This window comes from Candidatus Darwinibacter acetoxidans (assembly GCF_041936445.1).
Lineage (GTDB): Bacteria > Bacillota > Limnochordia > Darwinibacteriales > Darwinibacteriaceae > DTU010.
The window spans coordinates 1-22,361 of sequence record NZ_JBHGXH010000352.1 but is presented as its reverse complement, the minus strand read 5'-3'; the positions used below and the strand labels follow the sequence as shown (position 1 = coordinate 22,361).

General features: G+C 59.6%; 20 protein-coding genes and 1 pseudogene. 16 read left to right on the top strand and 5 right to left on the bottom strand.

The window, feature by feature from the left end:
• The 5 genes and pseudogenes from ACE4YL_RS15300 to ACE4YL_RS15280 form a co-directional block, all read left to right on the top strand.
• On the top strand, positions 1–1,543 hold a 1,543-nt coding region (locus ACE4YL_RS15300), incomplete at its 5' end, for a thiamine pyrophosphate-binding protein (protein WP_461365550.1).
• Positions 1,544–1,696: 153 nt separating this feature from the next.
• Positions 1,697–2,914, top strand: a complete 1,218-nt coding sequence (locus tag ACE4YL_RS15295) for an MFS transporter (protein ID WP_461360043.1) — start codon at positions 1,697–1,699, stop codon at positions 2,912–2,914.
• A pseudogene (locus ACE4YL_RS15290) lies at positions 2,904–3,481 on the top strand (GrpB family protein). Before ACE4YL_RS15295 ends, ACE4YL_RS15290 begins: the two are co-directional and overlap by 11 nt.
• Positions 3,482–3,497: 16 nt before the next feature.
• The gene (locus ACE4YL_RS15285; protein WP_461358091.1) at positions 3,498–4,220 is read left to right on the top strand and encodes a hypothetical protein; all 723 of its coding nucleotides are present in this window, start codon (positions 3,498–3,500) and stop codon (positions 4,218–4,220) included.
• Positions 4,221–4,240: 20 nt separating this feature from the next.
• Positions 4,241–4,873, top strand: coding sequence for a hypothetical protein (locus tag ACE4YL_RS15280; protein WP_461358092.1), 633 nt, complete (start codon positions 4,241–4,243; stop codon positions 4,871–4,873).
• Between the two features lie 113 nt (positions 4,874–4,986).
• Here the strand turns inward: ACE4YL_RS15280 and ACE4YL_RS15275 are convergent, their stop codons facing one another.
• The gene (locus ACE4YL_RS15275; RefSeq protein ID WP_461358093.1) at positions 4,987–6,249 is read right to left on the bottom strand and encodes a Glu/Leu/Phe/Val family dehydrogenase; all 1,263 of its coding nucleotides are present in this window, start codon (positions 6,247–6,249) and stop codon (positions 4,987–4,989) included.
• A 243-nt stretch (positions 6,250–6,492) separates the two neighbouring features.
• Here ACE4YL_RS15275 and cls point away from each other — a divergent pair, with 243 nt between their 5' ends.
• The 3 genes from cls to ACE4YL_RS15260 all read left to right on the top strand — a co-directional run bounded on the left by cls (position 6,493) and on the right by ACE4YL_RS15260 (position 9,649).
• Entirely contained in the window at positions 6,493–7,917 is a 1,425-nt protein-coding gene (gene cls, locus ACE4YL_RS15270) for a cardiolipin synthase (RefSeq protein WP_461358094.1), read from the top strand.
• A 70-nt stretch (positions 7,918–7,987) separates the two neighbouring features.
• The gene (locus ACE4YL_RS15265; RefSeq protein WP_461358095.1) at positions 7,988–8,593 is read left to right on the top strand and encodes a hypothetical protein; all 606 of its coding nucleotides are present in this window, start codon (positions 7,988–7,990) and stop codon (positions 8,591–8,593) included.
• Between the two features lie 129 nt (positions 8,594–8,722).
• On the top strand, positions 8,723–9,649 hold the full coding sequence (locus ACE4YL_RS15260) for a diguanylate cyclase (RefSeq protein ID WP_461360119.1): 927 nt from the start codon (positions 8,723–8,725) through the stop codon (positions 9,647–9,649).
• Between the two features lie 110 nt (positions 9,650–9,759).
• On the opposite strand, the gene ACE4YL_RS15255 is transcribed toward ACE4YL_RS15260, so the two are convergent.
• The 4 genes from ACE4YL_RS15255 to ACE4YL_RS15240 form a co-directional block, all read right to left on the bottom strand.
• Positions 9,760–10,626, bottom strand: coding sequence for a carbohydrate ABC transporter permease (locus ACE4YL_RS15255; RefSeq protein WP_461358097.1), 867 nt, complete (start codon positions 10,624–10,626; stop codon positions 9,760–9,762).
• Positions 10,623–11,534: a carbohydrate ABC transporter permease gene (locus ACE4YL_RS15250; protein ID WP_461358098.1), complete on the bottom strand. Its 912-nt coding sequence runs from the start codon at positions 11,532–11,534 to the stop codon at positions 10,623–10,625. The genes ACE4YL_RS15255 and ACE4YL_RS15250 overlap by 4 nt, the downstream gene beginning before the upstream one ends.
• Positions 11,535–11,600: 66 nt before the next feature.
• Positions 11,601–12,917 carry an ABC transporter substrate-binding protein gene (locus tag ACE4YL_RS15245; RefSeq protein WP_461358099.1) on the bottom strand — a complete coding sequence of 439 codons (1,317 nt, stop codon included), beginning with the start codon at positions 12,915–12,917 and terminating at the stop codon, positions 11,601–11,603.
• Positions 12,918–13,017: 100 nt separating this feature from the next.
• Positions 13,018–14,202 carry an ROK family transcriptional regulator gene (locus ACE4YL_RS15240; RefSeq protein WP_461358100.1) on the bottom strand — a complete coding sequence of 395 codons (1,185 nt, stop codon included), beginning with the start codon at positions 14,200–14,202 and terminating at the stop codon, positions 13,018–13,020.
• A gap of 178 nt (positions 14,203–14,380) precedes the next feature.
• Here ACE4YL_RS15240 and hutH point away from each other — a divergent pair, with 178 nt between their 5' ends.
• The 8 genes from hutH to ACE4YL_RS15200 all read left to right on the top strand — a co-directional run bounded on the left by hutH (position 14,381) and on the right by ACE4YL_RS15200 (position 22,206).
• Positions 14,381–15,901, top strand: coding sequence for a histidine ammonia-lyase (hutH, locus tag ACE4YL_RS15235; RefSeq protein WP_461360118.1), 1,521 nt, complete (start codon positions 14,381–14,383; stop codon positions 15,899–15,901).
• A gap of 22 nt (positions 15,902–15,923) precedes the next feature.
• Complete coding sequence (gene hutU, locus ACE4YL_RS15230) at positions 15,924–17,567, top strand: urocanate hydratase (RefSeq protein WP_461360117.1); 1,644 nt, start codon at positions 15,924–15,926, stop codon at positions 17,565–17,567.
• Between the two features lie 12 nt (positions 17,568–17,579).
• On the top strand, positions 17,580–18,473 hold the full coding sequence (ftcD, locus tag ACE4YL_RS15225) for a glutamate formimidoyltransferase (protein ID WP_461359161.1): 894 nt from the start codon (positions 17,580–17,582) through the stop codon (positions 18,471–18,473).
• A 12-nt stretch (positions 18,474–18,485) separates the two neighbouring features.
• Positions 18,486–19,745 carry an imidazolonepropionase gene (gene hutI, locus ACE4YL_RS15220; RefSeq protein WP_461359162.1) on the top strand — a complete coding sequence of 420 codons (1,260 nt, stop codon included), beginning with the start codon at positions 18,486–18,488 and terminating at the stop codon, positions 19,743–19,745.
• Complete coding sequence (locus tag ACE4YL_RS15215; protein WP_461359163.1) at positions 19,742–20,365, top strand: cyclodeaminase/cyclohydrolase family protein; 624 nt, start codon at positions 19,742–19,744, stop codon at positions 20,363–20,365. Before hutI ends, ACE4YL_RS15215 begins: the two co-directional genes overlap by 4 nt.
• Before the next feature lie 87 nt (positions 20,366–20,452).
• Positions 20,453–20,656: a hypothetical protein gene (locus tag ACE4YL_RS15210; protein ID WP_461359164.1), complete on the top strand. Its 204-nt coding sequence runs from the start codon at positions 20,453–20,455 to the stop codon at positions 20,654–20,656.
• Between the two features lie 23 nt (positions 20,657–20,679).
• The gene (locus tag ACE4YL_RS15205; RefSeq protein WP_461359165.1) at positions 20,680–20,904 is read left to right on the top strand and encodes a hypothetical protein; all 225 of its coding nucleotides are present in this window, start codon (positions 20,680–20,682) and stop codon (positions 20,902–20,904) included.
• Positions 20,905–20,928: 24 nt separating this feature from the next.
• Positions 20,929–22,206: an amidohydrolase family protein gene (locus ACE4YL_RS15200; protein WP_461359166.1), complete on the top strand. Its 1,278-nt coding sequence runs from the start codon at positions 20,929–20,931 to the stop codon at positions 22,204–22,206.
• The last annotated feature ends 155 nt before the right edge of the window (positions 22,207–22,361 follow it).

Genomic DNA, 22,361 nt, shown 5'->3' with positions numbered 1-22,361 from the left:
GTTTGTGTTCGGAACCGCTGGCGATACCATTTTACCTTTCCTGGCCTGCCTGGGGGAGCATCCCATCAAGTTCATCCAGCTGAGGAATGAGGAAAGCGCAGCCTATGCAGCTTCCGCCTATGCCAAGCTCACAGGGGAACTGGGTGTTGTGATCGGCGATGGCGGCCCGGGAACGGGCAGGTTGATCAACGGCCTGGCGGATGCCTTAAGTGATGGGGCCCCTGTCCTGGCCGTGACCGGGCAGGTGGAATCCATCTACCTGGGCACAGGCCACAAGCAGTATATCAACCAGCAGCAGCTCTTGGGGGCCGTGACTCTTCGTTCGGAAAATCTGGGTAGCCCCCGGAGCCTGCCCACGCTGGCCTCCGATTTACTGCGGACTGCGGTCTTCCAAGGGGGGCCTGTACATCTGAGCATCCCCAAGGACTTCTGGCAGCAGGCCATCGCAGCGCCGCTGGCCAAGCCAGAACCGTTCTTGCACCAAACTGCCCAGTCCCCGGAGGCGGTACTCGATCAGGCCGCGCAGTGGCTGGCCCAACTGGAGCGGCCCATGATCCTGGCGGGCCGGGGCGCCCGTCAGGCGGTGGAGCAGGTGCTGGCTCTGGCTGAGAAGCTGGGTGCAGGTGTGATCTATACGCTGCCCATGGTGGGTGTGATGCCGGACCATCCCCTGGTGGTGCGGGGAATCGGCAAAGGAGGCTCAGAGGCAGCCGTGGAGCTTCTGAAAAGATGCGACGGTCTGCTCAAGTTGGGCGCCACCTATTGGCCGCCGGAGCTGACCGCGGATGAACACAAGGTTTTGGCCCTGGATATACACCCGGCCAATCTCAGCAGGGGCATTCCCGCGGACTTCGGAGTGGTGGGAGATGCCCAGGCTGTTTTGGCCAAGCTCCTCGCTAGACTTGATGGGGTAGGCACCAAGCAGAGTTGGATTGACCAGGTGAAGGAGCAAGCGGCAGCTTGGCGCCGGCGCCTGGAGCAAGAGCTGCAGCACGCTGCGCCGGGGCATCCCGGCAGGGCTATACGCATCTTGTCCGCCAAGTCCCAGGCCAGCAGCGTGTTCTGCCTGGATGTGGGCGATCATGTACTCTGGTTCAGCCGCTTTTTCCAGGGCAGGGGCCAGGAGGTCTTGATCTCGGGGTGCTGGCGGGGGATGGGCTTCTCTCTGGGAGCTGGTATTGCCGCCCAGCTGGCGAGGGCAGATGCCCAGGTGTTCAGCGTCGTGGGGGATGGGGGCTTTTCCATGCTCATGGGCGAGTTTGTGTCCGCGGTTGAGCTTCAGCTGCCCATTATCTTCGTGCTGATGAATAACCGGTCCTACGCCATGGAAGCCAGCGCCATGGCTGCGGCGGGCCTCAAGACCATCGGGGTTGCCCTCAGGGATATCCGCTTTGACCAGGTGGCCCAGGCCTGCGGGGGAGTGGGTCTGCGCCTTGCTCCGCCGGAACTTGAGGCGGCCTTGGAACAGGTGCCGCAGCGGGGTAAACCTTTGCTCATCGACTTGCAAGTAGATCCGGTAGAGCTACCCACAGCGCATCTCTAGCCCCCGCCTTGAGCGGGGGTTTCTTGCTAGCTGACCGACGGCAGGCAGGGATAGGGCATGCTTTGCGAATATGTTTTCTAAGGAGCAAAATCCTGCAGGCAAAGGGCTGGGCGGTGCGGAATTACCTCAAAGGAGGGGGTAAAGCTAGCAGCCATGTCAGCCAGAGCTTATCTCAAGCCCATTGCCTTAGTGTCCATCATCACCGCCCTGGCCCTTTTGGGCGATGCACTGCTCTACAGCATCCTGCCCCTTTATGCCGGCTCTTTAGGGATTTCCACCTTCATGGTGGGTGTTCTTCTGAGTGCAAACCGCTGGGTGCGCCTGGCCACCAACACCTGGGCTGCCCGTTCCTTTGCCCGCTGGGATTTCTCCGGGATTATGCTGGCGGTGGTTCTGCTGACGGCCCTATCCACAGCTGTGTACGCCTTTCCGTTGGGTGCGGCGCTCTTTTTTCTAGCCCGCATCATCTGGGGGGCGTGCTACTCCCACCTCAGGCTCGGCGGTTACCTGGTGGCCCTCAAGGCCAGTGGCCAAAGCCTGGGACTGGCCCTAGGCACCATCCAGTCTGTTTCCCGCTTGGGGAGCATCTTTGCGGTTTTGGGCGGAGGTCTTCTGGCAGACCGCTTTGGTTACAGCTGGGCGCTGGCCGCTGCTGGCCTGCTTTCCTTGGGTGCAGTGCCCTTCGTCCTGCGTCTGGATGGTTCGGATGCCAATGCAGATCGCCAAGGGACCGGCACCGCCTGGGATTCTCCTTCCCGGGAGCAGCCCCATGGTTCCCTTTCTGCGGCCTTTGCCTCCACCGCCGGTTTGATTACTCACCTGGTGGCCTGGGGTATGGTCCTTTCCACCCTCTCCGCGGTGCTCCAGGAAAGGGTGGGGCAGGGGGCGGTCCTTTTCGGGCAGCTCTTGGGGATTGCCACTGTTGCCGGGGCCGTTACGGCCATTAACTGGCTGAGCACGCTGGTGGTATCGCCCCTGGCGGGGAGGTTGTGTGATCGCTGGGGTAGGAGGGGGCCTTTTCTCCTTGCCACCCTGCTGCAGGCCGGTTCCCTCTTGGGCATAGCGGTGGCGGATGGTATCTATACAACCATTGGTCTTTTCGCAGTGTTCTTCGTTTTGACCAACGCCCAGAAGGTGTTCCTGGATGCGGCGGCGGGGGACGCTGCTCAGCGACAGGGTGCTGGGGCGGTGAGCCGCTACAACTCCTGGCAGGATTTGGGTTCAGCCGCTGGGCCCCTTTTGGGCTACGGCCTGGCAGCCGTCCTCAGCTTTTCCACTGCCTATGTGCTGGGGGCTATCCTCCTTGTGGGAGTGGCCCTGCTTGGCACCGTGGATTCTGGGCGGGAAAGGAGGGTGGCCGGTGCCGGCTGACGATACCCACCTGCGCAGCGATGAGGAGCTGCAGGCAGGGCAAGTTGCGGAGCTTAAGCCCCACAATGCGCCCATTACACTTGTGGAATACGATCCAGTCTGGCCCGCTTTGTTTGCCCGGGAAGCACAGCGCATTAGTGCCGCTTTGGGGCGGAGGGCGCTGCGGATTGTGGGTTCAACCTCCGTGCCCGGCCTGTGTGCCAAACCCATCATCGACATAGTGTTGGTGGTGGAAGACTCGGCGGATGAAACGCTTATCTCCCGCAGCTGGAGGCGGTCGGGTACAGCTTGCGTATCCGGGAGCCGGACTGGTTGGAGCACCGCATGCTGAAGGGGCCGGATACAGAGATCAACCTGCATGTGTTCAGCGCTGGGGTCAGTGAAGTGGAAAAGATGCTGCGCCTGCGGGATTGGCTGCGGGCAAGCCCACAGGACCGGGAAAAATACGCCGAGGTTAAGCGGGGCTTAGCCGCGCGCTCCTGGCGCCATGTCCAGCATTACGCAGATGCCAAAAGCACGGTGATCAGTGAGATTCTGGCCCGGGCGGGCTGGATCGAGTCTGAGTGAGTGAAGTGAGGGAGCAGTGAAGTACAAATTCGAGGTGGAAAAAAGGGATTACAGCGATTTCGCCAGCGGCCGGGTGCTGTACAGTGCGCCCAGTACCACGGGGTTCCCGGTGCGGCTGGCCAGCGAGATCATGCAGCGCGCCTTTGCCATCCTAGCTCAGCAGGGGGTAGATGGGCCCTTGCGCATCTACGATCCCTGCTGCGGTGGTGCGTTTTTGCTCACCACCATCGGCTTTCTCTTTCCAAGGCAGGTGGGACATCTCATCGCCACCGACCTGGACCCCCTGGTTTTGGAGATAGCGGAGAAGAACCTCTCCCTGCTTTCCCCCGAGGGACTGGAGAGGAGGCGGAGGGAGCTGGAAAGCTACGCCGCGGCCTTCGGCAAGGACTCCCACAGGGCCGCCCTGGAAAGCCTGGAGCGCCTGCGGGACCGTTTGGGCAGAAGAAGCATCGCCTTTTCCTGTGGGCAGCGGGATATCACCGACCTCAGCCCCTTTCCGGTCCAGGATGTAGACATCATCATCACGGACCTTCCCTACGGCCAGCTGGCCAGCTGGGGAGGGGAAGGCGGCGATCCCCTGGAAAGCCTCTTTATCAACTGCCGGCGGGCCCTGAAGGAAGGCCCGGCGGTTTTGGCTATCGTCGCCGACAAAAAGCCCCGGCTCAAGCACGAAGCCTTTCGGCGCGTGGACCATTTCAAACTAGGCAAACGTCAAATCGCTCTGCTGCAGCCGCTTTAGGTAAGTGGGAGGCGGTGAAGATGATTGCCATTTTGAGCATCGACTTCGATTATTTCATCGCTGCCAACGCTCAGGAGCGGGACGAGTACTTCCTGCGGGGAGGCGAGAGCATACCCCGGGAGGAGCTCCCTGCACTGTGGGCAGAGAGGTATGCCGGCTATCCGCAGATCAGTGCCGTGGATGTGATCCCGGAGTTCAGCGCCTTTAGGGCGTTCCTGCGCTCGCTGAACCTGGATGCGGCCAAGGTGTTTCTCTCCGAGACCCACCGCAGCATCAAACAGGTCATTGACCGCCTGCCCCGGGGCGAGCCCCTGAGGATTGTTAACGTGGATTTCCACCACGACTATTACCATTACTACACGGGGGAAGACTACTGCAACTGCGGCAACTGGCTGCGCAGGGTGGTGGAAGAGCGGCCCGCTACGTCGGTGAAGTGGATCAGGCGGGAAGATTCCCAGCTGGCCACGCTGGAGGGGGACTTCCCCTTTGAACACACCACAGACCTGTTCAGCGTGTGCCGGGAGCGCTTTAGTTGTGTGTTTATGTGCCGCAGCCCCGAGTGGAGCCCACCCCACCTCAGCTCGCGCTACCAGGAACTCATCCGGGCACTGCTGCCGGACGAGCCGGCCCTGGTCCTTTCGGGCAGCGCTTAATCGGCGGGGTCAAGGTGAAAGCGCACGCCAATTTCCACGGAGAACCATATGATGGACCATAGTGGCGGGCGCAAAAGCCCCCGGGTGATGGCCACCCGGGGGACTAGACCCTTCTAAAAGGTGATGCCCCGCAGCTTGCTGGCTGTGACCAGCCGGTCCAGTGCCAGCATGTAAGCGCCCATGCGCAGGGACGTTTCGGCTTTTTCCGCCATGTTCCACACATCGTGGAAGGACCTGACCATGATGTGTTCCAGCTTGCGGTTGATCTCATCTTCGTCCCATTTCTCAGCCTGCAGGTTCTGCAGCCACTCGAAGTAGGAGACCACCACACCGCCCGCGTTGGTCAGGATATCCGGTACCACCGTGACGCCTTTTTCCTCCAAAACGGCATCCGCGGCCGAGGTGGTGGGTCCGTTGGCGCCTTCCAAAATGATCTTGGCCTGCACATGGGGGGCGTTCCGTTCGTGGATGGCGTTTTCCAGCGCGGCGGGGATGAGGATGTCCACTTCCAGCTGCAGCAGCTGCTCATTGGAGATCCTCGCCACATCGGGAGCAGTATAGTCCTTCAGCAGTCTACCCCGCTCGGCCCGGAGGAAGGTGATGATCGCCTCCATATCCAGCCCCTTTTCGCTGTAGATGGCGCCGGACACATCGCTGATGGCCACCACTTTACAGCCTTCTCTGTGCAGCAAGAGTGCCGCGGTTCCTCCTACACTGCCCGCCCCTTGTACTGCTACTGTGGCACCTTGGAGGCTCAAGCCCATCTTTTTGGCGATCTCCCTGGCCACGAGGAGAATGCCGCGACCTGTGGCTTCCCGCCGGCCTAGGGATCCTCCTAGGGGAACGGGTTTGCCCGTGACCACGCCCAGGGTGAGCTGGCCGTTGACCAGGCTGTAGGTGTCCATGAACCAGGCCATGACTTCTTCGTTGGTGTTCACATCGGGGGCGGGGATGTCCACATGGGGTCCCACGATGGGATAGAGGAGTGCTGTATACTTACGGGTCAGCCGCTCCAGTTCGCCCTTGGAGAGCTTGGTGGCATCCACCGTGACACCGCCCTTACCCCCGCCGTAGGGGATATCCACGACGGCGCACTTGAACGTCATGGCGGCGGCCAGGGCCTTAACCTCATCCATGTCCACCTTTTGGTGGTAGCGGATGCCGCCCTTGTAAGGGCCCCTGATTCCCGAATGCTGTACTCTGTAGCCCTCAAAGACTTGGATGGATCCGTCATCCATCCTTACGGGCACGGAAACCTTCAGTTCCCGTTCGGGATACTTGAGCTGGATGTAGTCTTTCTCTTCCAGCCCCAGGAGGGCAGCTGCCCGATCGATGATTTTGATAATCTCTTCGTGGGGGTTGTAGTTCTTGTCCACCTAATCACCCATCCTTCCTGTGGAAATTGCAGCGGTGCCTGCTGTTCGTGGAGAGCACCGCTGCCGTGTCAGTTCTCAGGTTGTTATTAATTAGTTTACAAGTCTGGTGTTGTATTGTCAACGCCCATGGGGCCTCCAGCTAGGGACCGGCTGGCGGCCGGATCCTGCAGGAGAAAGGGGTCTGGTGTTTAATATGTCCAGGGGATCGGGGGCCCATCTTCTTTTGCTGAAGGAGAAGATACCATGAGACACATTCTATCGCTTCTGTACATCGGATACCTCTTTTTCGTCATCTTCATGATCTTCTTTAGCCGCAAGAAGCCGACGCAGCGCTTCAGCTGGATTTTGGTACTCGTTTTCCTTCCTGTGGTGGGGCTGATTGTGTACAGCGTCATGGGCAGTGACGTGTTCTGGGACTACAAGCGCAGAAAGATCCGCCAGCGCCATCGGGCCATTTTTCTGGAATTGGATGCCATCACCCGCAGGTGGCATAACCGCTCTGGGGCTGAGCTTTCCCCCACCCAGCAGTTCCACTACAAATGCTGCGGCAGCATTTTCACCGCTGATAATTCCGTGGAGGTGTTCACCAACGGCGGGCCGAAATTCGCCCGGCTGTTTGAGGATCTTAGGGCCGCCCAAGACCACATCCACGTCCAGTATTTCACCATCCACAACGATGCGGTGGGTCAGGAACTTTTTGCCATTCTCCAGGAAAAGGCCCGCCAGGGAGTGGAAGTGAAGCTGCTTTACGACAGCTTCGGCTGTGGGTTCACCTTTGTACGCCCCTTGTTCCAAAGACTGAAAGAGGCCGGAGGCAGGGTCCAGGGGATCCGGCCGTGGGCCCGGGCTTTAAACTACCGCAACCACCGCAAGCTGGTGATCATCGACGGCCAGATTGGTTACCTTGGCGGCATGAACGTGGGTGAGCACTACGCCGAGGGAGTGGGAGGCATGGTTTGGCGGGACACCCACGTGCGCCTCACCGGAGGCGTGGTCCGGGACCTGCAGCAGATTTTCATTTCCGACTGGGTTGCTTCAGCCCGGAAGGGGAACCTGGGCTTCCGCCACCGCCTGCAGCACTACTTCCCCGAAGTGGAAGCCAACGGCCACCTGCCGGCTCAGATTATTGCCAACGGTCTGTACAACAAGTTCATCGGCCAGGATGTGATCAACCTCAGCTACTTCAACCTGATCAGCGGAGCCAAGGAGCGGCTGTGGATCCAAACGCCCTACTTCGCACCCTCCGAGCCTGTTTTGCAGAGTTTGAAAACCCTGGCCCTGCGGGGCGTCGATGTGCGGATTATGACTTCTTCCTACTACACCTTTGGCGGTCTGTTCCACCACAACATCAAAAACTACTTCTTCCGCCAACTTATCGATTCCGGGGTGAGGGTGTTTAAGTACAAGGGCATCATGCATGCCAAGGCCATGCTCATCGATGATGACCGCCTCTGCATCGGCACGGTGAACCTTAACGTGCGCAGTCTCGAGCGGGACGATGAGCTCTTCATCTACTTTGAATCGCCGGAGCGGAATGCCCACTACAGCAGCATCTTCCAGGAGGACTTGGCCAACAGCATTGAACTGGACTATGCCCGGTTCAGAAAGGAAACGCTGCTTTCCCGGGCGCTGGAGTCGGTGGTCAGCCTGTTTTCACCCCTGTCCTAAATTAGGGGCTTTCCCTCAGCTTCTTCTGGGGGTATGATTAAGGGAGACTTCTCGTAGGGAGCGAATTGCTTTGTCAAAAGAGCATTTGTACGTAGTTTTGACCCGCACCAACACCATTATTTCCCGTCTGATTCACCTGTTTACCCAGGATGAGTATACCCATGCCGCGCTGGCTTTAGATCGGGAGCTCACGGAAATGTACAGCTTCGCCAGGAAGTATACATACTATCCTTTCCTCGGGCGTTTCAAGCACGAGCGGCTGGACGAGGGCATCTACAAGCTGGCCAAGCAGCTGCCGGGGGTGGTCCTGGAGCTGGAGGTGGAGGCGGAGCAGTATGAGAAGGCGCGCCGTTTGGTGCAGAGCTTCAAGGACAACAGTGCGCGCTACAAGTACAACTGCCGGGGTTTAGTGTACGGCCTGCTGCATAAGCCCACGAAGCGGGACGATCGCTTTTTGTGTTCCCAGTTTGTCTATCATGTGCTGCATAGCAGCGGCATTGCGGACTTCCAGGTTCCCGCCAACCTGGTCAAGCCGGTGGACTTTCTCAAGCTGCCCGGCCGGATCGTCTTTCAAGGCGATCTCAAGCAGCTGGTGGAAGGGGATACATCATCCCGAGGCGGGCTGCGCTTTTACCGCAGGCTTCTGCCTAAGTGGTGGGCGGGAAGGGCATCGTAGCTCCCTGGATGCGGGGAGCTTTATTTTGTTCCAGATTCCATGGAATCGGCCGCAGGTAAAACAAGGGATTGTGGGGGAAATGTCGAACTTATATTTTTAACACGACTTGGTTGGGGGTAGCGGGGAGAAATGCTTGACGATATAGACCTGGGGAGAAGACAGCGCATTCTCATCGTAGAGGATGTTAAACTCAATGCGCAGATCCTCGTGAACGCCCTGAAGGATACGTATGACCTGCGGGTGGCGTATAACGGTGTGGAAGCGCTGGCCATGGTGAAGGAGGAAATGCCCGATCTGATCCTCCTGGATATAATCATGCCCGAAATGGACGGGTACGAGGTCTGCAGGCGCCTGCAGAGTGATCCCCATACCCGGGATATTCCGATCCTGTTCTTGACCGCGCTGGAAGGCGACCAAAACGAGGCCTATGGCCTGGAACTGGGAGCCATGGACTACATCCGCAAGCCCTTCAATGTGCCCATCGTCAAGGCCAAGATCCGCAATCATCTGGAGCTCAAACGCTACAAGGACATCCTGAAGAGGGACAGCCGCATCGACGGACTGACGCGCATTTCCAATAGGCGCCGCTTCGATGAAGCCTATGCCGAGGAACGGGAGCGGGCCCGGCGCAACAAGGCTCCTTTGGCAGTGTTGATGATCGATCTCGATCTGTTCAAATCCTATAATGACACCTACGGCCACCTGCAGGGCGATGACGTGCTCAAGCTGGTGGCGAAAACCCTCTACCACGAGCTGCAGCGCCCAGGCGATCTGGTGGCGCGCTGGGGAGGGGAGGAGTTTGCCGTTCTGCTGCCCCAAACTGACCTGCAGGGGGCGCTCACTGTGGCGGAGCGGCTCCGCACCGCCGTGTACAAACTGGCTATCCCCCATGAAGCGTCGCATGTGGCCAGTGTGCTCACCATATCCATCGGGGTGGCGGCTTCCATTGACGGCCAGCCTGAATCCTATGACCAGCTGCTGCAGTGGGCGGATGAAGCGGTGTATCAGGCCAAGGCGGAAGGCCGCAACAAAGTGGCCGCTTATGTGGGGAAGTAAAAGGGATTCCGTAGATGAAAAAAGGGTGCTTGCCCTAAGCGGCAGAGCACCCTTTTGACCGTGTGAGACTCCGCAGCGGAGTCTTTTTTGTTTTTCTGGTGGGAGGGGACTCAGCCCTTCACTGCCCCTGCCGATACGCCCTTGGTAATCTGCTTGCGGAAGACGAGGTAGAAGATGACCATGGGGACCAGGCCGATGGTGAGGGCGGCAAACTGGCGTCCGTGATCCGAGGCCAAAGGGCCGGAGAACTTCAGGATACCCACGGGCAGCGTGCGCAGGGCATCGCTGGAGACCAAAATGTTCACCAGCATAAACTCGTTCCAAACCCCAGAGACGTTAAGGATGGCCAAAGTCACGGCTACAGGCTTGGTCATGGGGGCGATGATGGAGGCGAAGATCCGGAAATAGGAGGCGCCGTCGATCCGGGCCGATTCCACCACCGAGTCGGGTATGGACCTGATAAACTCAGTACAGAGATAAATGCCGATGGGCATGCCCATGCCCACATAGGGGATCAGTACTCCCAGGCGGGTGTTGTACAGGTTGGTGGATACCGCCATAAGGAACAGCGGTACCATCAAAGACTGCAGCGTGAGCAGAATGCCGATGACAAAACTGCCGTGCAGAAAGGGCGTGGCCTTGGACCGGATTTTGGCGAAGGCAAAACCGGCCATGAGCGAAAACAGGATCACCAGGATGGTGGACGCCACCGTGAAGAAAACGCTGTTCAGAAACAGAGTGTCGAACTGGGCCAGGCGCCAAGCTGTGGGGTAGTTGTTCAGGGTGGGATTCCACGGCCAGCCCGTCATGTTCAGCTGAAACTCCGTATTGGTCTTAAGCGAACTGATAAACAGCCAATAGAGGGGGTAGAGGGTAAGCACCGTGAAGATGAGCACCATGGTGTACACGAAGACCCTCAACACGGGATGAAAGTCGGTTTTCCTGATCCGGGTTCTGGTTGCGGTTGCGGTCTTCATTCTTCCCTACCTCCAAACCTGGCTTCAGTGATGCGCACCAAGACGATGAGGATAAAGCTGAGCAGAACCATGAACACAGAGATGGAGTTGGCCAAAGGATAGTTGGGCGAGTGCTTAAAGGCCGTATCGTACATGTAGAGCGCCAGCACCGAGGTGCGCCTAGCGGGATTCCCCGCGGTCATGGCGTAGACCAGATCGAAGCTCTTCAGCGAGCCGGAGATGGCCAAGATGCAGGCGGTGACAATCACCCCAGAGAGGGCCGGCAGCATGATGCGGGTGAGCACCTGCCATTCGCTGGCCCCGTCAATGCGGGCCGCCTCGATGAGCGAGGGGTCGATCTTTTGCAGATTGGCCAGGAAGATGATCATGTACTGCCCCGTGTACATCCAGAGAATCACGAACAGGACCGGAAGAATGGCCTTTTGGGGGTCGTAGGCCAGCTCATTTTCCCAGCCCGGCTGGAAAGTCTGCATGAACTTGGTAAACGGCCCGTAAGGGGAGAAGAAGGACTGCCAGAGCCGCCCCACCACGATGGTGGAGATGACGCAGGGCAGGTAGATGATGGTCTGGAAAAAGTCCCCGAACTTGATCAGTTTGCGGTGGATCACATAGGCAAACAGAAAGCCCAGGGGGATCTGGCCGAATACGGAGATGGCCATGATCAGGCCGTTGTTTTTAAGTGAGATCCAAAAATAGCGGTCATTAAACATCCGCAGATAATGCCTAAGGCCAACGAACTGGATGTTGGGATTGCCGAAGATGACCCCGCCGTTGTAGTTGGTCATGCTCAGGCCAAGGGAGAAAACGGTGGGAAACGCCATTACTGCCCAGTATACGAGCACCCCCGGCAGAACCAGCAGGAGGTAGGCACGGCGTTCTTCAGTCCACCAGGCGAGCAATCTCTTCATGGAACTTCGCTCCTTAGAAGGAAGGGGTAGGCTCAAAGCGAGCCTGCCCCTTCTCCGGTTTGGATGTTACTGCCTCTTCGCTCTCCAAGCCTCCAGGGCTTCCTGCACCCGCTCTGCTACTTCCATGGGCGTGGCCAGGCCGAGGCCGATTTCTTGGAGACCCACGTTGAGCGGCAGGTAGACTTCGCCTTCCAGAACATTATCCAAAACTTCAGTGTATACTTCTATATCGTCATAATAGCGGATTCTCTCCACAACCAGAGGCTCAATATTGTCGGAAGTTACATCGATGCGGCTGGGGATGGTGCCCGCCGTCTCCAGGCGCATGGTCTGGACTTCCTTGCTCTGCAGCCACTTGATGAGCTCCCAAGCTGCGGCTTCCTTCGGAGAGCCATCGGGGATCTTGGAGCTCATGCCGTAGCCGGTGCCCACTACGCCGGAGGACGACTTCTTGGTGATTTCGCCGGGAATGGCGGGGAAGATGGTCATCTTGAAGTTAGGCTGCTGGTCTACGGGGATCAGTGCTTCGCCGGTGGTTACGTCGGTGAGGAAGTTGGCCGTCTTCCAGTCGCCGTCGATCATGAACGGTGCCCGGCCGGAAGCGAACAGGCCGTTTACTTCAGAGTAGTTGATGTTCATGATCTTGCGGTCCAGTACTCCGTCTTTGTACATCTGGGCGTAGAATTCCAGGGCGTTCACGAACTCAGGATCGGTGAACTTGGCTTCGCCCCGGATGATCTCATGCAGTTTCTCGTCGCCTACCAAGCGGCCCACGATCATGGAGAACAGACAGGATTGGATGACCCAGTCTTCCTGAGCTCCCATGAGGATCACATCCAGGCCCGCTCCTTTGATCACCGGGACCATGGCCACGAGCTCCTCATAGGTCTCGGGGATGGACAGCCCAAGACTTTCCAGAAGCGGTACGTTGATGTACAGGGCATGGCTGGAGGTCATCGTGGAAGGAAGCTCAGCCAGGTAGCCTGCGGCCTGGGGCGCCAGCACGGCTGGGTTGAAGTACTGGGCGTCGTCCCCCAAAAGCGGCCTCAGGTCTTTGACCAGCCCCAAGGTGTGCAGGGATGTGGAGCGCCCGCCGGGCCACATAAAGACCACATCCGGGAGGCGGTCAGCGGCTGCATAGGCTTCTACCTTCTGATGGAAGGCCTCGAGGAACAGGTCTTCCCTTTCCACAATGATGTGGGGATTGCGGCGGGAGAATTCACGCCAGACCTCTTCCAGCTCACGCTCGGCCCCTGGAGCGGTCAGGTCGAAGTAGTTGAGCACGGTAATGGTGATCTTCTCCTCCTGAGCCAGGGCTGCCGGAGCGAAGATGCCCACAACGAGAAGAACAGCTAACAGCAATAGAGTTGACTTTCTAAGCATTGTTTTTCCTCCTCGTTTTTTGAGTAGAACCAAGGCCAACACGACGCTGCGATCTCTCCATTCTCACCTCCTCGCTGTCGCTTCAAGGTAGTAAACGACCTTACCTATGGAACGGCACAGATAAGGGGGCAAACCAGCGGTCGATCACCAGTCCCGCCGCACCCAGAAGGTCAGCATCTTCGTTGGCGAAGCTCGACCCGGTGATGGTGGCATGGCAGGGAATGCCGGACTGCTTGGCGGTGGTTTCGTAGTATCTTTGGCAGCGGTCAATCACCGCCTCCTTAAATGTCCCCCAAAAGCCGCCAATGGTAATCACGTCGAGATCCAGGAGGATGCCCCAATGGGAGCAGGCCAGGGCCAGAACTGAAGCGGTTTCCTCCACGAGCTCAAGGGCTTGCGGTTCTTTGGCTTGAACCAAGGCGACGAACTGGTCGCGGTCGATGCGCTGGCCCGTCCTCACGGCGTAGCGGGCTTGGACGTCTCCGAAGTAAACATAGGGTTCCAGACAGCCCCGCTGGCCGCAGCGGCAGGGGTGGCCGTGGGGGATGAGGGGCACATGGCCGATCTCACCGCTCATGAAGCGGGAGCTGCTGAGCAGGGCTTTGTTGGAGATGATCCCCGCACCTGCCCCTTCTTCCGTCTTCAGGTACAGAGAATTGGCTGCATCCTGGGCCGTCCCCAACCACAGCTCCGCGAGGGCACAGGCGTTGGCGTCGTTTTCAATGAAGACCGGCAGCTCCAGCTGCCTGGAGAGGATGTCCGCCACGGGAACTTCTTCCCAGCCCAGGTTGACCGATTTGATCACTTTGCCTTCCTGGGCATCGCAGATCCCCGAGACCGCAACGCCCACGCCGATGATGTTCTGCGTACCGATGCCCGCCTGGGCAAACATCTCCCTGAGTACTCCAACCGCTTCGGTGAAAAACTCCTCAGGGGTTTGTGTGTCCAAGTGCAGCTCCCGTTTCTGCAGGATTTTGCCTTTCAGGTCCAAGAGGGCGGCGCGGCAGTCATCCCGCAAAAGCTTAAGGCTGGCAATGTACAGTTTGGTGTGGTCGATGTGCAGGTAAATGGGCTTTCTGCCCCCGGTGGATTTGCCGGCCTGTCCCTCCAGGATGATGCCCTGTTCCATGAGTTCGGCCACAATTCTCGTGATGGTGGCGGGGCTCATGCCTGTCCATTTGGCCAGCTGCGTGCGGGAGCAGCTGCCCTGCCTGTACAGTGTCTGCAGCACAGTGGAAGCATTGTAGGTGCGGATCAAGCGCGTGGTGTTGATCGGTCTGCTCACTCAGCTCACCAACTTTTTTCCACTATGAAAACATCTAATTTGATAATAACTCATAACACATTTGTTTGCAATACTTTCTTTTCACTAAAGTGAGATTAAACTTGGCAAAGGACTCTCTCGGCCTGATGTGGAATAGGCAACATAGCGCGATTATATCCACCGTAGAAGGAGTAGATATATGCTTAAGCTCAGTGGTTCCAATTTAACCAGCCAGGCAGTGGTGCGCGCGGTCCGGGAGGGCTGGACCATTTCCCTGGACACGGCCCAACTGGCAAAGGTGTCGCAAGCGAGGGAGCTGGTTCTGCGGCTTTTGGACGAAGGCGCACCTGTTTACGGCATCAACACAGGCTTTGGCAAATTGGCGGAAACATCCATTTCCCGGGAGAGCGTCGCCGAACTCCAGCGCAACCTGATCCTCAGCCACAGCTGCGGCGTGGGGGAGCCCTTCTCCGGAGAAGTGGTGAAGGCCATGATTATCCTCAGGGCCAATGCCCTCATGAAGGGCCATTCGGGCATCCGCCCGGAGGTGATCCGGCTCCTGGTGGAGTTGGTAAACCAGAACGTGATCCCGGTGGTGCCCAGCCAAGGGTCGGTGGGGGCCAGCGGGGACTTGGTACCCCTGGCCCACATGTCCGCGGTGCTGATCGGCGAGGGTGAAGCCTACTACCGCGATCAACGGCTGCCCGGGGCTAAGGCTCTGGAGCGGGCCGGTCTGTCCCCGGTTCAGCTAGAGGCCAAGGAGGGGCTGGCCCTTATCAACGGCACCCAGGCCATGACCGCCCAGGCGGTTTTGGCCCTCTACGATGGCCTGATCCTGCTCAAGACAGCGGACGTGGCTGCTAGCTTGACCATGGAGGCCCTGCGGGCCATCCCCGCCCCGTTGGACGAGAAGGTGCACGCCCTGCGTCCCCACGGGGGCCAGGCTCTGGTGGCGGCCAATCTGCGCAGGCTGCTGGAGGGCAGCGGCCTGGTGTACGGCGGGGAACACGATCGCATCCAGGATGCCTACTCGCTGCGCTGTGTACCCCAGGTGCACGGCGCCACCAGGGATGCCTACAGCTACGTTGAAGGGGTTATCAACACCGAGATCAACTCGGTCACCGACAATCCCATCCTGTTCCCCGAGGAAGGGCAGGTGATCTCCGCGGGGAACTTCCACGGTCAGCCGGTGGCCTTAGCCCTGGACTTTTTGGGCATTGCCCTATCGGAGCTGGGGAACATCTCGGAACGCAGGATCGAGCGCCTGGTCAATCCCCAGCTCAGCGGGCTGCCGCCGTTCTTGACCGAGCGGAGCGGACTCAACTCGGGTTACATGATTGCCCAGTACACGGCGGCATCCCTGGTTTCTGAGAACAAAGTCCTGGCCCACCCGGCCTCGGTGGATTCCATTCCCACCTCGGCCAACCAGGAGGACCATGTGAGTATGGGAAGCATCGCCGCGCGCAAGCTGGGCAGCATCCTGGCCAATGTGCAGAACATTGTGGCCATCGAGATCCTCTGCGCCTGCCAGGCTCTGGAGTTCCGGGACAAAGGCCAACTGGCACCGGCCACCAGGGCCGTTTACGACTTGGTGCGCAGCGCGGTGCCGCGGCTGGATGGGGATCGCTTTTTGGCCGGGGAGCTCAAAACAGTGCGTGATTTGGCTGCGTCAGGCCGGGTGCTGCAGGCCGCGGCCGGCGCAGTTGGCGAGTTAGCTTAAGATTTCTTAGGGAGGTAAAGGCATGATTAGAGCGCCGCGAGGAGCAAAACTGCACTGTAAAGGGTGGCATCAGGAAGCAGCCATGCGCATGCTCATGAACAACCTGGATCCCGAGGTGGCGGAGCGGCCGGAGGATCTGGTGGTTTATGGCGGCGCGGGCAAAGCGGCCCGCAATTGGGATTGCTACCACGCCATCGTACGCACGCTGCAGGAACTGGAAAACGACGAAACGCTGCTGGTCCAGTCGGGCAAACCGGTGGGCGTGTTCCGCACCACCCCCCAGTCCCCCAGGGTGTTGATTGCCAACTCCAACTTGGTCCCGGCCTGGGGCACTTGGGAGCACTTCAGGGAGTTGGAGCGCAAGGGCCTGATGATGTTCGGCCAGATGACCGCGGGCAGCTGGATTTATATCGGGACCCAAGGTATCCTCCAGGGAACCTATGAAACCCTGGCGGAACTGGCCCACCAGCACTTTGGCGGGTCCCTCAAGGGTAAGCTGGTGCTCACCGCGGGCCTGGGGGGCATGGGCGGGGCCCAACCTCTGGCTGTGACCATGAACGGCGGAGTGGCCATCGTGGTGGAGGTGGATCCCGAGCGCATCGAGAAAAGGCTGGCGACCAGGTACTGTCAGCTGGCCACAGATGACCTGGATGAGGCCCTGCGCTTGGCCCAGGAGGCCAAGGAGAAGGGAGAACCGCTGTCCATCGGCCTTTTGGGTAATGCCGCGGATGTGCTGCCGGAGTTTGTACGCAGGGGCATCACCCCCGATGTGGTCACCGACCAAACTTCGGCCCACGATCCCCTCAACGGCTATATCCCCAGGGGATACACCGTGGAAGAAGCGGCCCAGCTGCGGGCAGAGGATCCCCAGCGCTACATCCGCTTGGCTAAAGAATCCATGGGTATCCATGTCCAGGCCATGCTGGATCTGATGGAGCGGGGCGCAGTGGTCTTTGACTACGGCAACAACATCCGGCAGCAGGCCAAAGATGTGGGCGTGGAAAATGCCTTTGCTTTTCCGGGCTTCGTCCCCGCCTATATCCGCCCGCTGTTCTGCGAAGGGAAAGGGCCCTTCCGCTGGGTGGCCCTTTCCGGTGATCCGGAGGACATCTACAAGATCGATGACATGCTCTGCCGGGAGTTTGCCGGCAATGAACGTCTGGTGCGCTGGATCAAGATGGCGCGCGAGCAGGTGGCCTTCCAAGGTCTCCCCTCCCGCATCTGCTGGCTGGGCTATGGGGAGCGGGCCCGCTTCGGCCTTTTGATTAACGAGATGGTGAAAAAGGGCGAGATCTCGGCACCTGTTGTTATAGGCCGGGATCACCTGGATGCCGGCTCGGTGGCTTCGCCTCACCGGGAGACGGAAGGCATGAAGGACGGCAGCGATGCGGTGGCCGACTGGCCCATCCTCAACGCGCTGGTCAACGCCTGCGCGGGGGCAAGCTGGGTATCGGTGCACCACGGCGGAGGAGTGGGCATCGGCTATTCGATCCATGCGGGTATGGTGGTGGTGGCGGACGGCACAGACGAAAGCGCGGCGCGCCTGGAGCGGGTACTCACCACCGACCCCGGCACCGGCGTGATGCGCCATGCTGATGCCGGCTACGAGCTGGCTATCAAGACCGCTAAGGAGAAAGGGATCAAAATACCCATGTTGGAGAACTAGGAGGTACAGCAGATGAGGCAGATCGTGCAGTGCGTGCCCAACATCAGCGAAGGGCGCAGACTGGACGTGGTGGAAAGGATCGTGGATGAGATCCGCCAGACCGAGGGAGTGCAGCTTTTGGACTACTCCTCAGATCATGATCACAACCGTTCGGTGATCACCTTTGTGGGCGATCTAGGCAGTGTGCAAGAGGCCGCCTTCCGCCTGACCAGGCAGGCGGTGGAACTGATCAACATGGAGGAACACCAGGGTGCCCATCCCCGCATCGGCGCGGTGGATGTGATCCCTTTGATTCCCATTGAAGGCGTAACCATGCAGGAGTGCGTAGAGGCAGCCGCTGCGCTGGCCCGAAGGATCAGCGAGGAGCTTGAGGTTCCCACCTATCTCTATGGGGAAGCGGTCCAGAAGCCTTCCCGCAGGAACTTGAGCGATATCCGCAGAGGTCAGTACGAAGGGCTGAAGGAGGCCATCGCACAGCCAGAACGCCATCCTGACTACGGCCAGCCCAAGCTGCATCCCACGGCGGGGGCCACTGTGGTGGGTGCCCGCCTGCCCCTCATTGCTTTTAACGTGAACTTGGGCACAGACCGCAAAGAGATTGCCGACCACATTGCCCGCTGCGTGCGGGAACGCAGCGGCGGCTTTCGCAACGTTAAAGCCATGGGCGTGGTGCTGGAGGAGCGCAGGCAGGTCCAGGTGTCCATGAACCTGGAGAACTACCGGGCAACACCCATCTACCGGGTGCTGGAGACTATCCGCCGGGAGGCGGCACGCTTTGGCGTTCCCGTGGTTGGTGCCGAGATAGTGGGACTCGTCCCCCAGCAGGCCCTCTTGGATGCTGCCGCCTGGTATCTGCAGCTGGAAAGTTTTGATCCCCAGCAGGTGCTGGAGAACCGTCTGCGTTAGGGGGGACTGGCTGTGGCGGAGAGAATCGACCTTTTGGTTAAAGGCGGCCAGGTGGTTACCGCCGCCCACCGGGCTTGCCCGGTGCGGGGCAGGACCATGCAGAATCTGCCGGTGCTGGAGGGGGGCTGGGTGGCCTGCGCGGGCGGCAAGGTGGTGGCCGTGGGCCCCGAGGAGAAGGTCCGGGAGCAGGTGGAGATCACCGCAAAGACAGAGGTGATCGATGCCGCGGGAAAGGTGGTAACGCCGGGGCTGATCGATCCCCATACCCACCTGATCTTTGGCGGGAGCCGGGAGGACGAGTTTTACCTGCGGGCCCAGGGTGCTGATTACATGGAGATCATGGAGGCTGGCGGCGGCATCTTAAGCTCTGTGCGGGCTACCCGGGCAGCTTCCCTGGAGGAGCTGGTGGAAACGGGACGCCAGCGCCTCCGCTGGATGCTGGAGCTGGGCGTGACCACCGTGGAGTGTAAAAGCGGCTACGGCCTTGACCTAGAGACAGAACTCAAGCAGCTAGAAGCGGTGCGCATCCTCCAGAGGGAGCAGCCCGTGGAGCTGGTGCCCACCTTTTTGGGGGCCCATGCCTGGCCCCCTGAATATGCTGGGGATCACGAAGGCTTCGTGGAGTTTCTACTGGACACGGTGCTGCCCGCCGTCAAGGAGCAGGGCGTGGCCGAATACGTGGATGTGTTCACCGAAAAGGGAGTTTTTTCCGTGGAGCAGAGCCGCCGGATCCTCCAAAAGGCGCAGGAACTTGGCTTCAAGCTGAGAATGCACGCGGATGAGATGCACAGCCTAGGGGGAGCAGAGCTTGCGGCGGAACTGAACGCCGCCAGCGCGGATCACCTGCTCATGGTGTCGGGACAGGGGATCAGGGCTTTGCTGGAGAGCGATGTGGTACCCATTCTCCTGCCGGGCACCGCCTTCACCCTGCGCAAGCCCTACGCACCCGCCCGGAAAATGCTGGCGGCGGGATTGCCCTTGGCCTTGGCCACGGATTTCAACCCGGGGTCCTGCCCCACAGCTAACTTGCTTTTGGTCATGTCCATCGCCTGCCTGTACATGGCCATGACGCCCGAGGAAGTGTTCAACGCGGTGACCATCAATGCCGCCCACTCCCTGGGCAGGTCCCAGCGCCTGGGCAGCCTGGAGCCGGGGAAACAGGCTGATCTGGTCATCTTCGCCGTGGACGATTACAAGAAGATCCCCTATTACATCGGGGTCAACCTGGCGGAAACCGTGATCAAGGCAGGCCAGGTGGTGGTTGGCAATTGACTGAGGAAAAGGGTGATAATTTGCTCACAGAGTTGAGGATCACAGATTTCGCGGCGGAACTGGGCTCATCCAACCCGGCACCTGGGGGAGGCAGCGCCTCCGCCTTGGCTGGGGCCCTGGCCGCTTGTTTGGCGCAGATGGTGGCCCAGCTCAGCGGGGAAGGTTGGGAGGAGTTCATCGCCCGGGCCCAGCTACTTAGCAACCAGCTGCTGCACCTGGTGAACAGGGATACCGAGGCCTTTAACCAGGTGATGGCCGCACTCAAGCTCCCCAAGGGGACAGAGGAAGAAAAGCGCGAACGGCGCCGGGCCCTGCGTTTGGCTAACCGGCATGCCACCGAGGTTCCCCTGCAGGTGATGGAACTGGCTCTGCAGGTTTTGGCCATGGCCCGGGAAGCTGCCCAGCGGGGAAACAAGAACTGCCTGAGCGATGCAGGCGTGGCGGGGCTTTTGGCCGCTGCGGCCTGTAAAGGGGCAGCTTACAACGTGCTCATCAACCTGCCGGGGCTCCGTGATGATCCGTTTGCGGCGGAGGCCAGGGCGCGCCTTGCGGAAATCCTGGAAGATGTGCATGTTCTGGAAAGCACTATCGCTGCCCATGTTACTCGATCTTTGGAATAAACGGCCGGTGGATTAAATAAGAATTATTTGACAATTTCAAAAGAATGTGCTACCATGGGCCTGACCAATTCCAGAGGGAGGATGTCCATGGCAGAAGAAGTCCAAACGCTCTTAGCCCGCCTAGCCCAGCTGGAGGCCCGCCTCGTTAGGCTGGAGGAGAATATGGACCGGGTCATGGCAGAACACCAGAAGGACATTCTGGCTCTGGTCATGCTCATCTCGTCCAAGACCAGAGAACACAGAGAGCGCCTGGATCCCTGGAGGAGGTCGCGTGTGGGGACCTTCGGGTAGCGCAGGGAAGAGGAGGTTGAACCATGGAGACCTTCACCGCCCTGTGGGGCAGTGCACTCCTGCTGGCGAACATAGTACTGCACATTGGCGTTCCCATCTACCTGTACAACAGGGCCAAGGAAGATGGGTTGAGGCAGCCTGCGTGGTGGATTCTCTTTGGCATCTTCGAACCGGTCGTGGCCCTCATGCTCTACTACTTGATCCGCTTCCTCCGGGGGGAGCTCAGAAAGGTCACCAGAGCGGAGTGATGCGGCTGCCCAGGGGTGAGTTCCATGTCCAGTCTCTGGAGGATCATCTATGAGCAGGTGGAACGCCTGCCGGTTATCGACACCCACGAACATCTGCCCCATCATGACATTCGGTGCTCGGAAGCTGGGGGACCCGATGTCCTTTTTGACTACCTGCTCCATTACTTAAGCAGCGATCTGCGCTCAGCCGGCCTGCCCGCGGGAGACCTGGAGCGGGCCCGGGACCGCAGCCTTCCCGTGGAGGAGCGGTGGGAGTTTGTCGCACCCTATTGGGAGTTCTGCCGCCACACAGGCTACGGGCGGGCCCTCGAGCTAGCCGCTCGAGGTATCTACGGTCTGGATGGCCTCTCCCGGGAGACCATCTCCCAGCTGGCCAGGGCTTACCGAGAGCGCGGGGGCCGCGGCCACCTCCGCTTTGTCCTGCGGGAGCTCTGCCGCATCGAAACAGCCATCTTGGACTCCTGGGCCATCCAGGAACCTTACGATCGGGAGCTGTTCCGTTATGCCTGGCAGCCCACCCCCTTTATCCTGGCGGATCAGACCATGCTGCGCGGGCTGGAGGGCGAGGGTGCGTCCATCCGGGATCTAGATGACTGGCTGCAGGCCCTGGTCGCGGCCTTGGAGGACGCCCTCTCCCGGGGATTGGCCGCGTTGAAGAATGCCATGGCCTATGACAGGACACTCTACTACGGGCGGGTGCCCTACGCAACGGCGAAGGCCTTGTTCGCGGAGACCCTGGTTAAGTGGCGCAGGGCTGAGGAAGGGGAAGATGTGAGCGTTTTGCTGCCCCAGCCCGTTCAGGATTTCCTGATGCACTTTGTCCTGGGCGAGGCCTCCCGCCGGGGACTTGTGCTGCAGGTCCACACCGGCCTTTTCGAGGGCAGCGGAGCGGTTTTGGCCAACGGACGGCCCACGCTGCTGAACAATCTCTTCCTGGACTACCCGAACGTTAAGTTCGACCTCCTGCACATGGGCTATCCCTACCAAGGGGAAGCGGCGGCCCTGGCCAAGATGTTCCCCAACGTGTACCTGGACATGTGCTGGGCCCATGTGATCTCACCCGCTGCGGCCCGCAGCGCCCTGGCTGATTGGCTTGATGCGGTACCCTTCAACAAGATCATGGGCTTTGGCGGGGATTATGCCTTTGTGGATGGCGTTTACGGGCACCTGATCATGGCTAAGGAGAACATCAGCCGGGTACTGGCGGAAAAGGTGGAGCTGGGCGTATTTGACCTGGAGCGAGCAGTGCAGATCGCCGAACACCTGCTTTACATCAACCCCAAGGAACTATTTGGCCTGTGAAAGTGAACAAAAGGTCTAAAGTGCAATAGCAAATGCAACGGCTAGCCAGAAACCCGTTCTATAAAGCATTTCACAGTTGCGTCCAGCTTCGATAGTTCCTCCTGGAAGAGCTCCAACGGTGTGCGGTAACCCAAGATCTTCCGAGGTAGGTTATT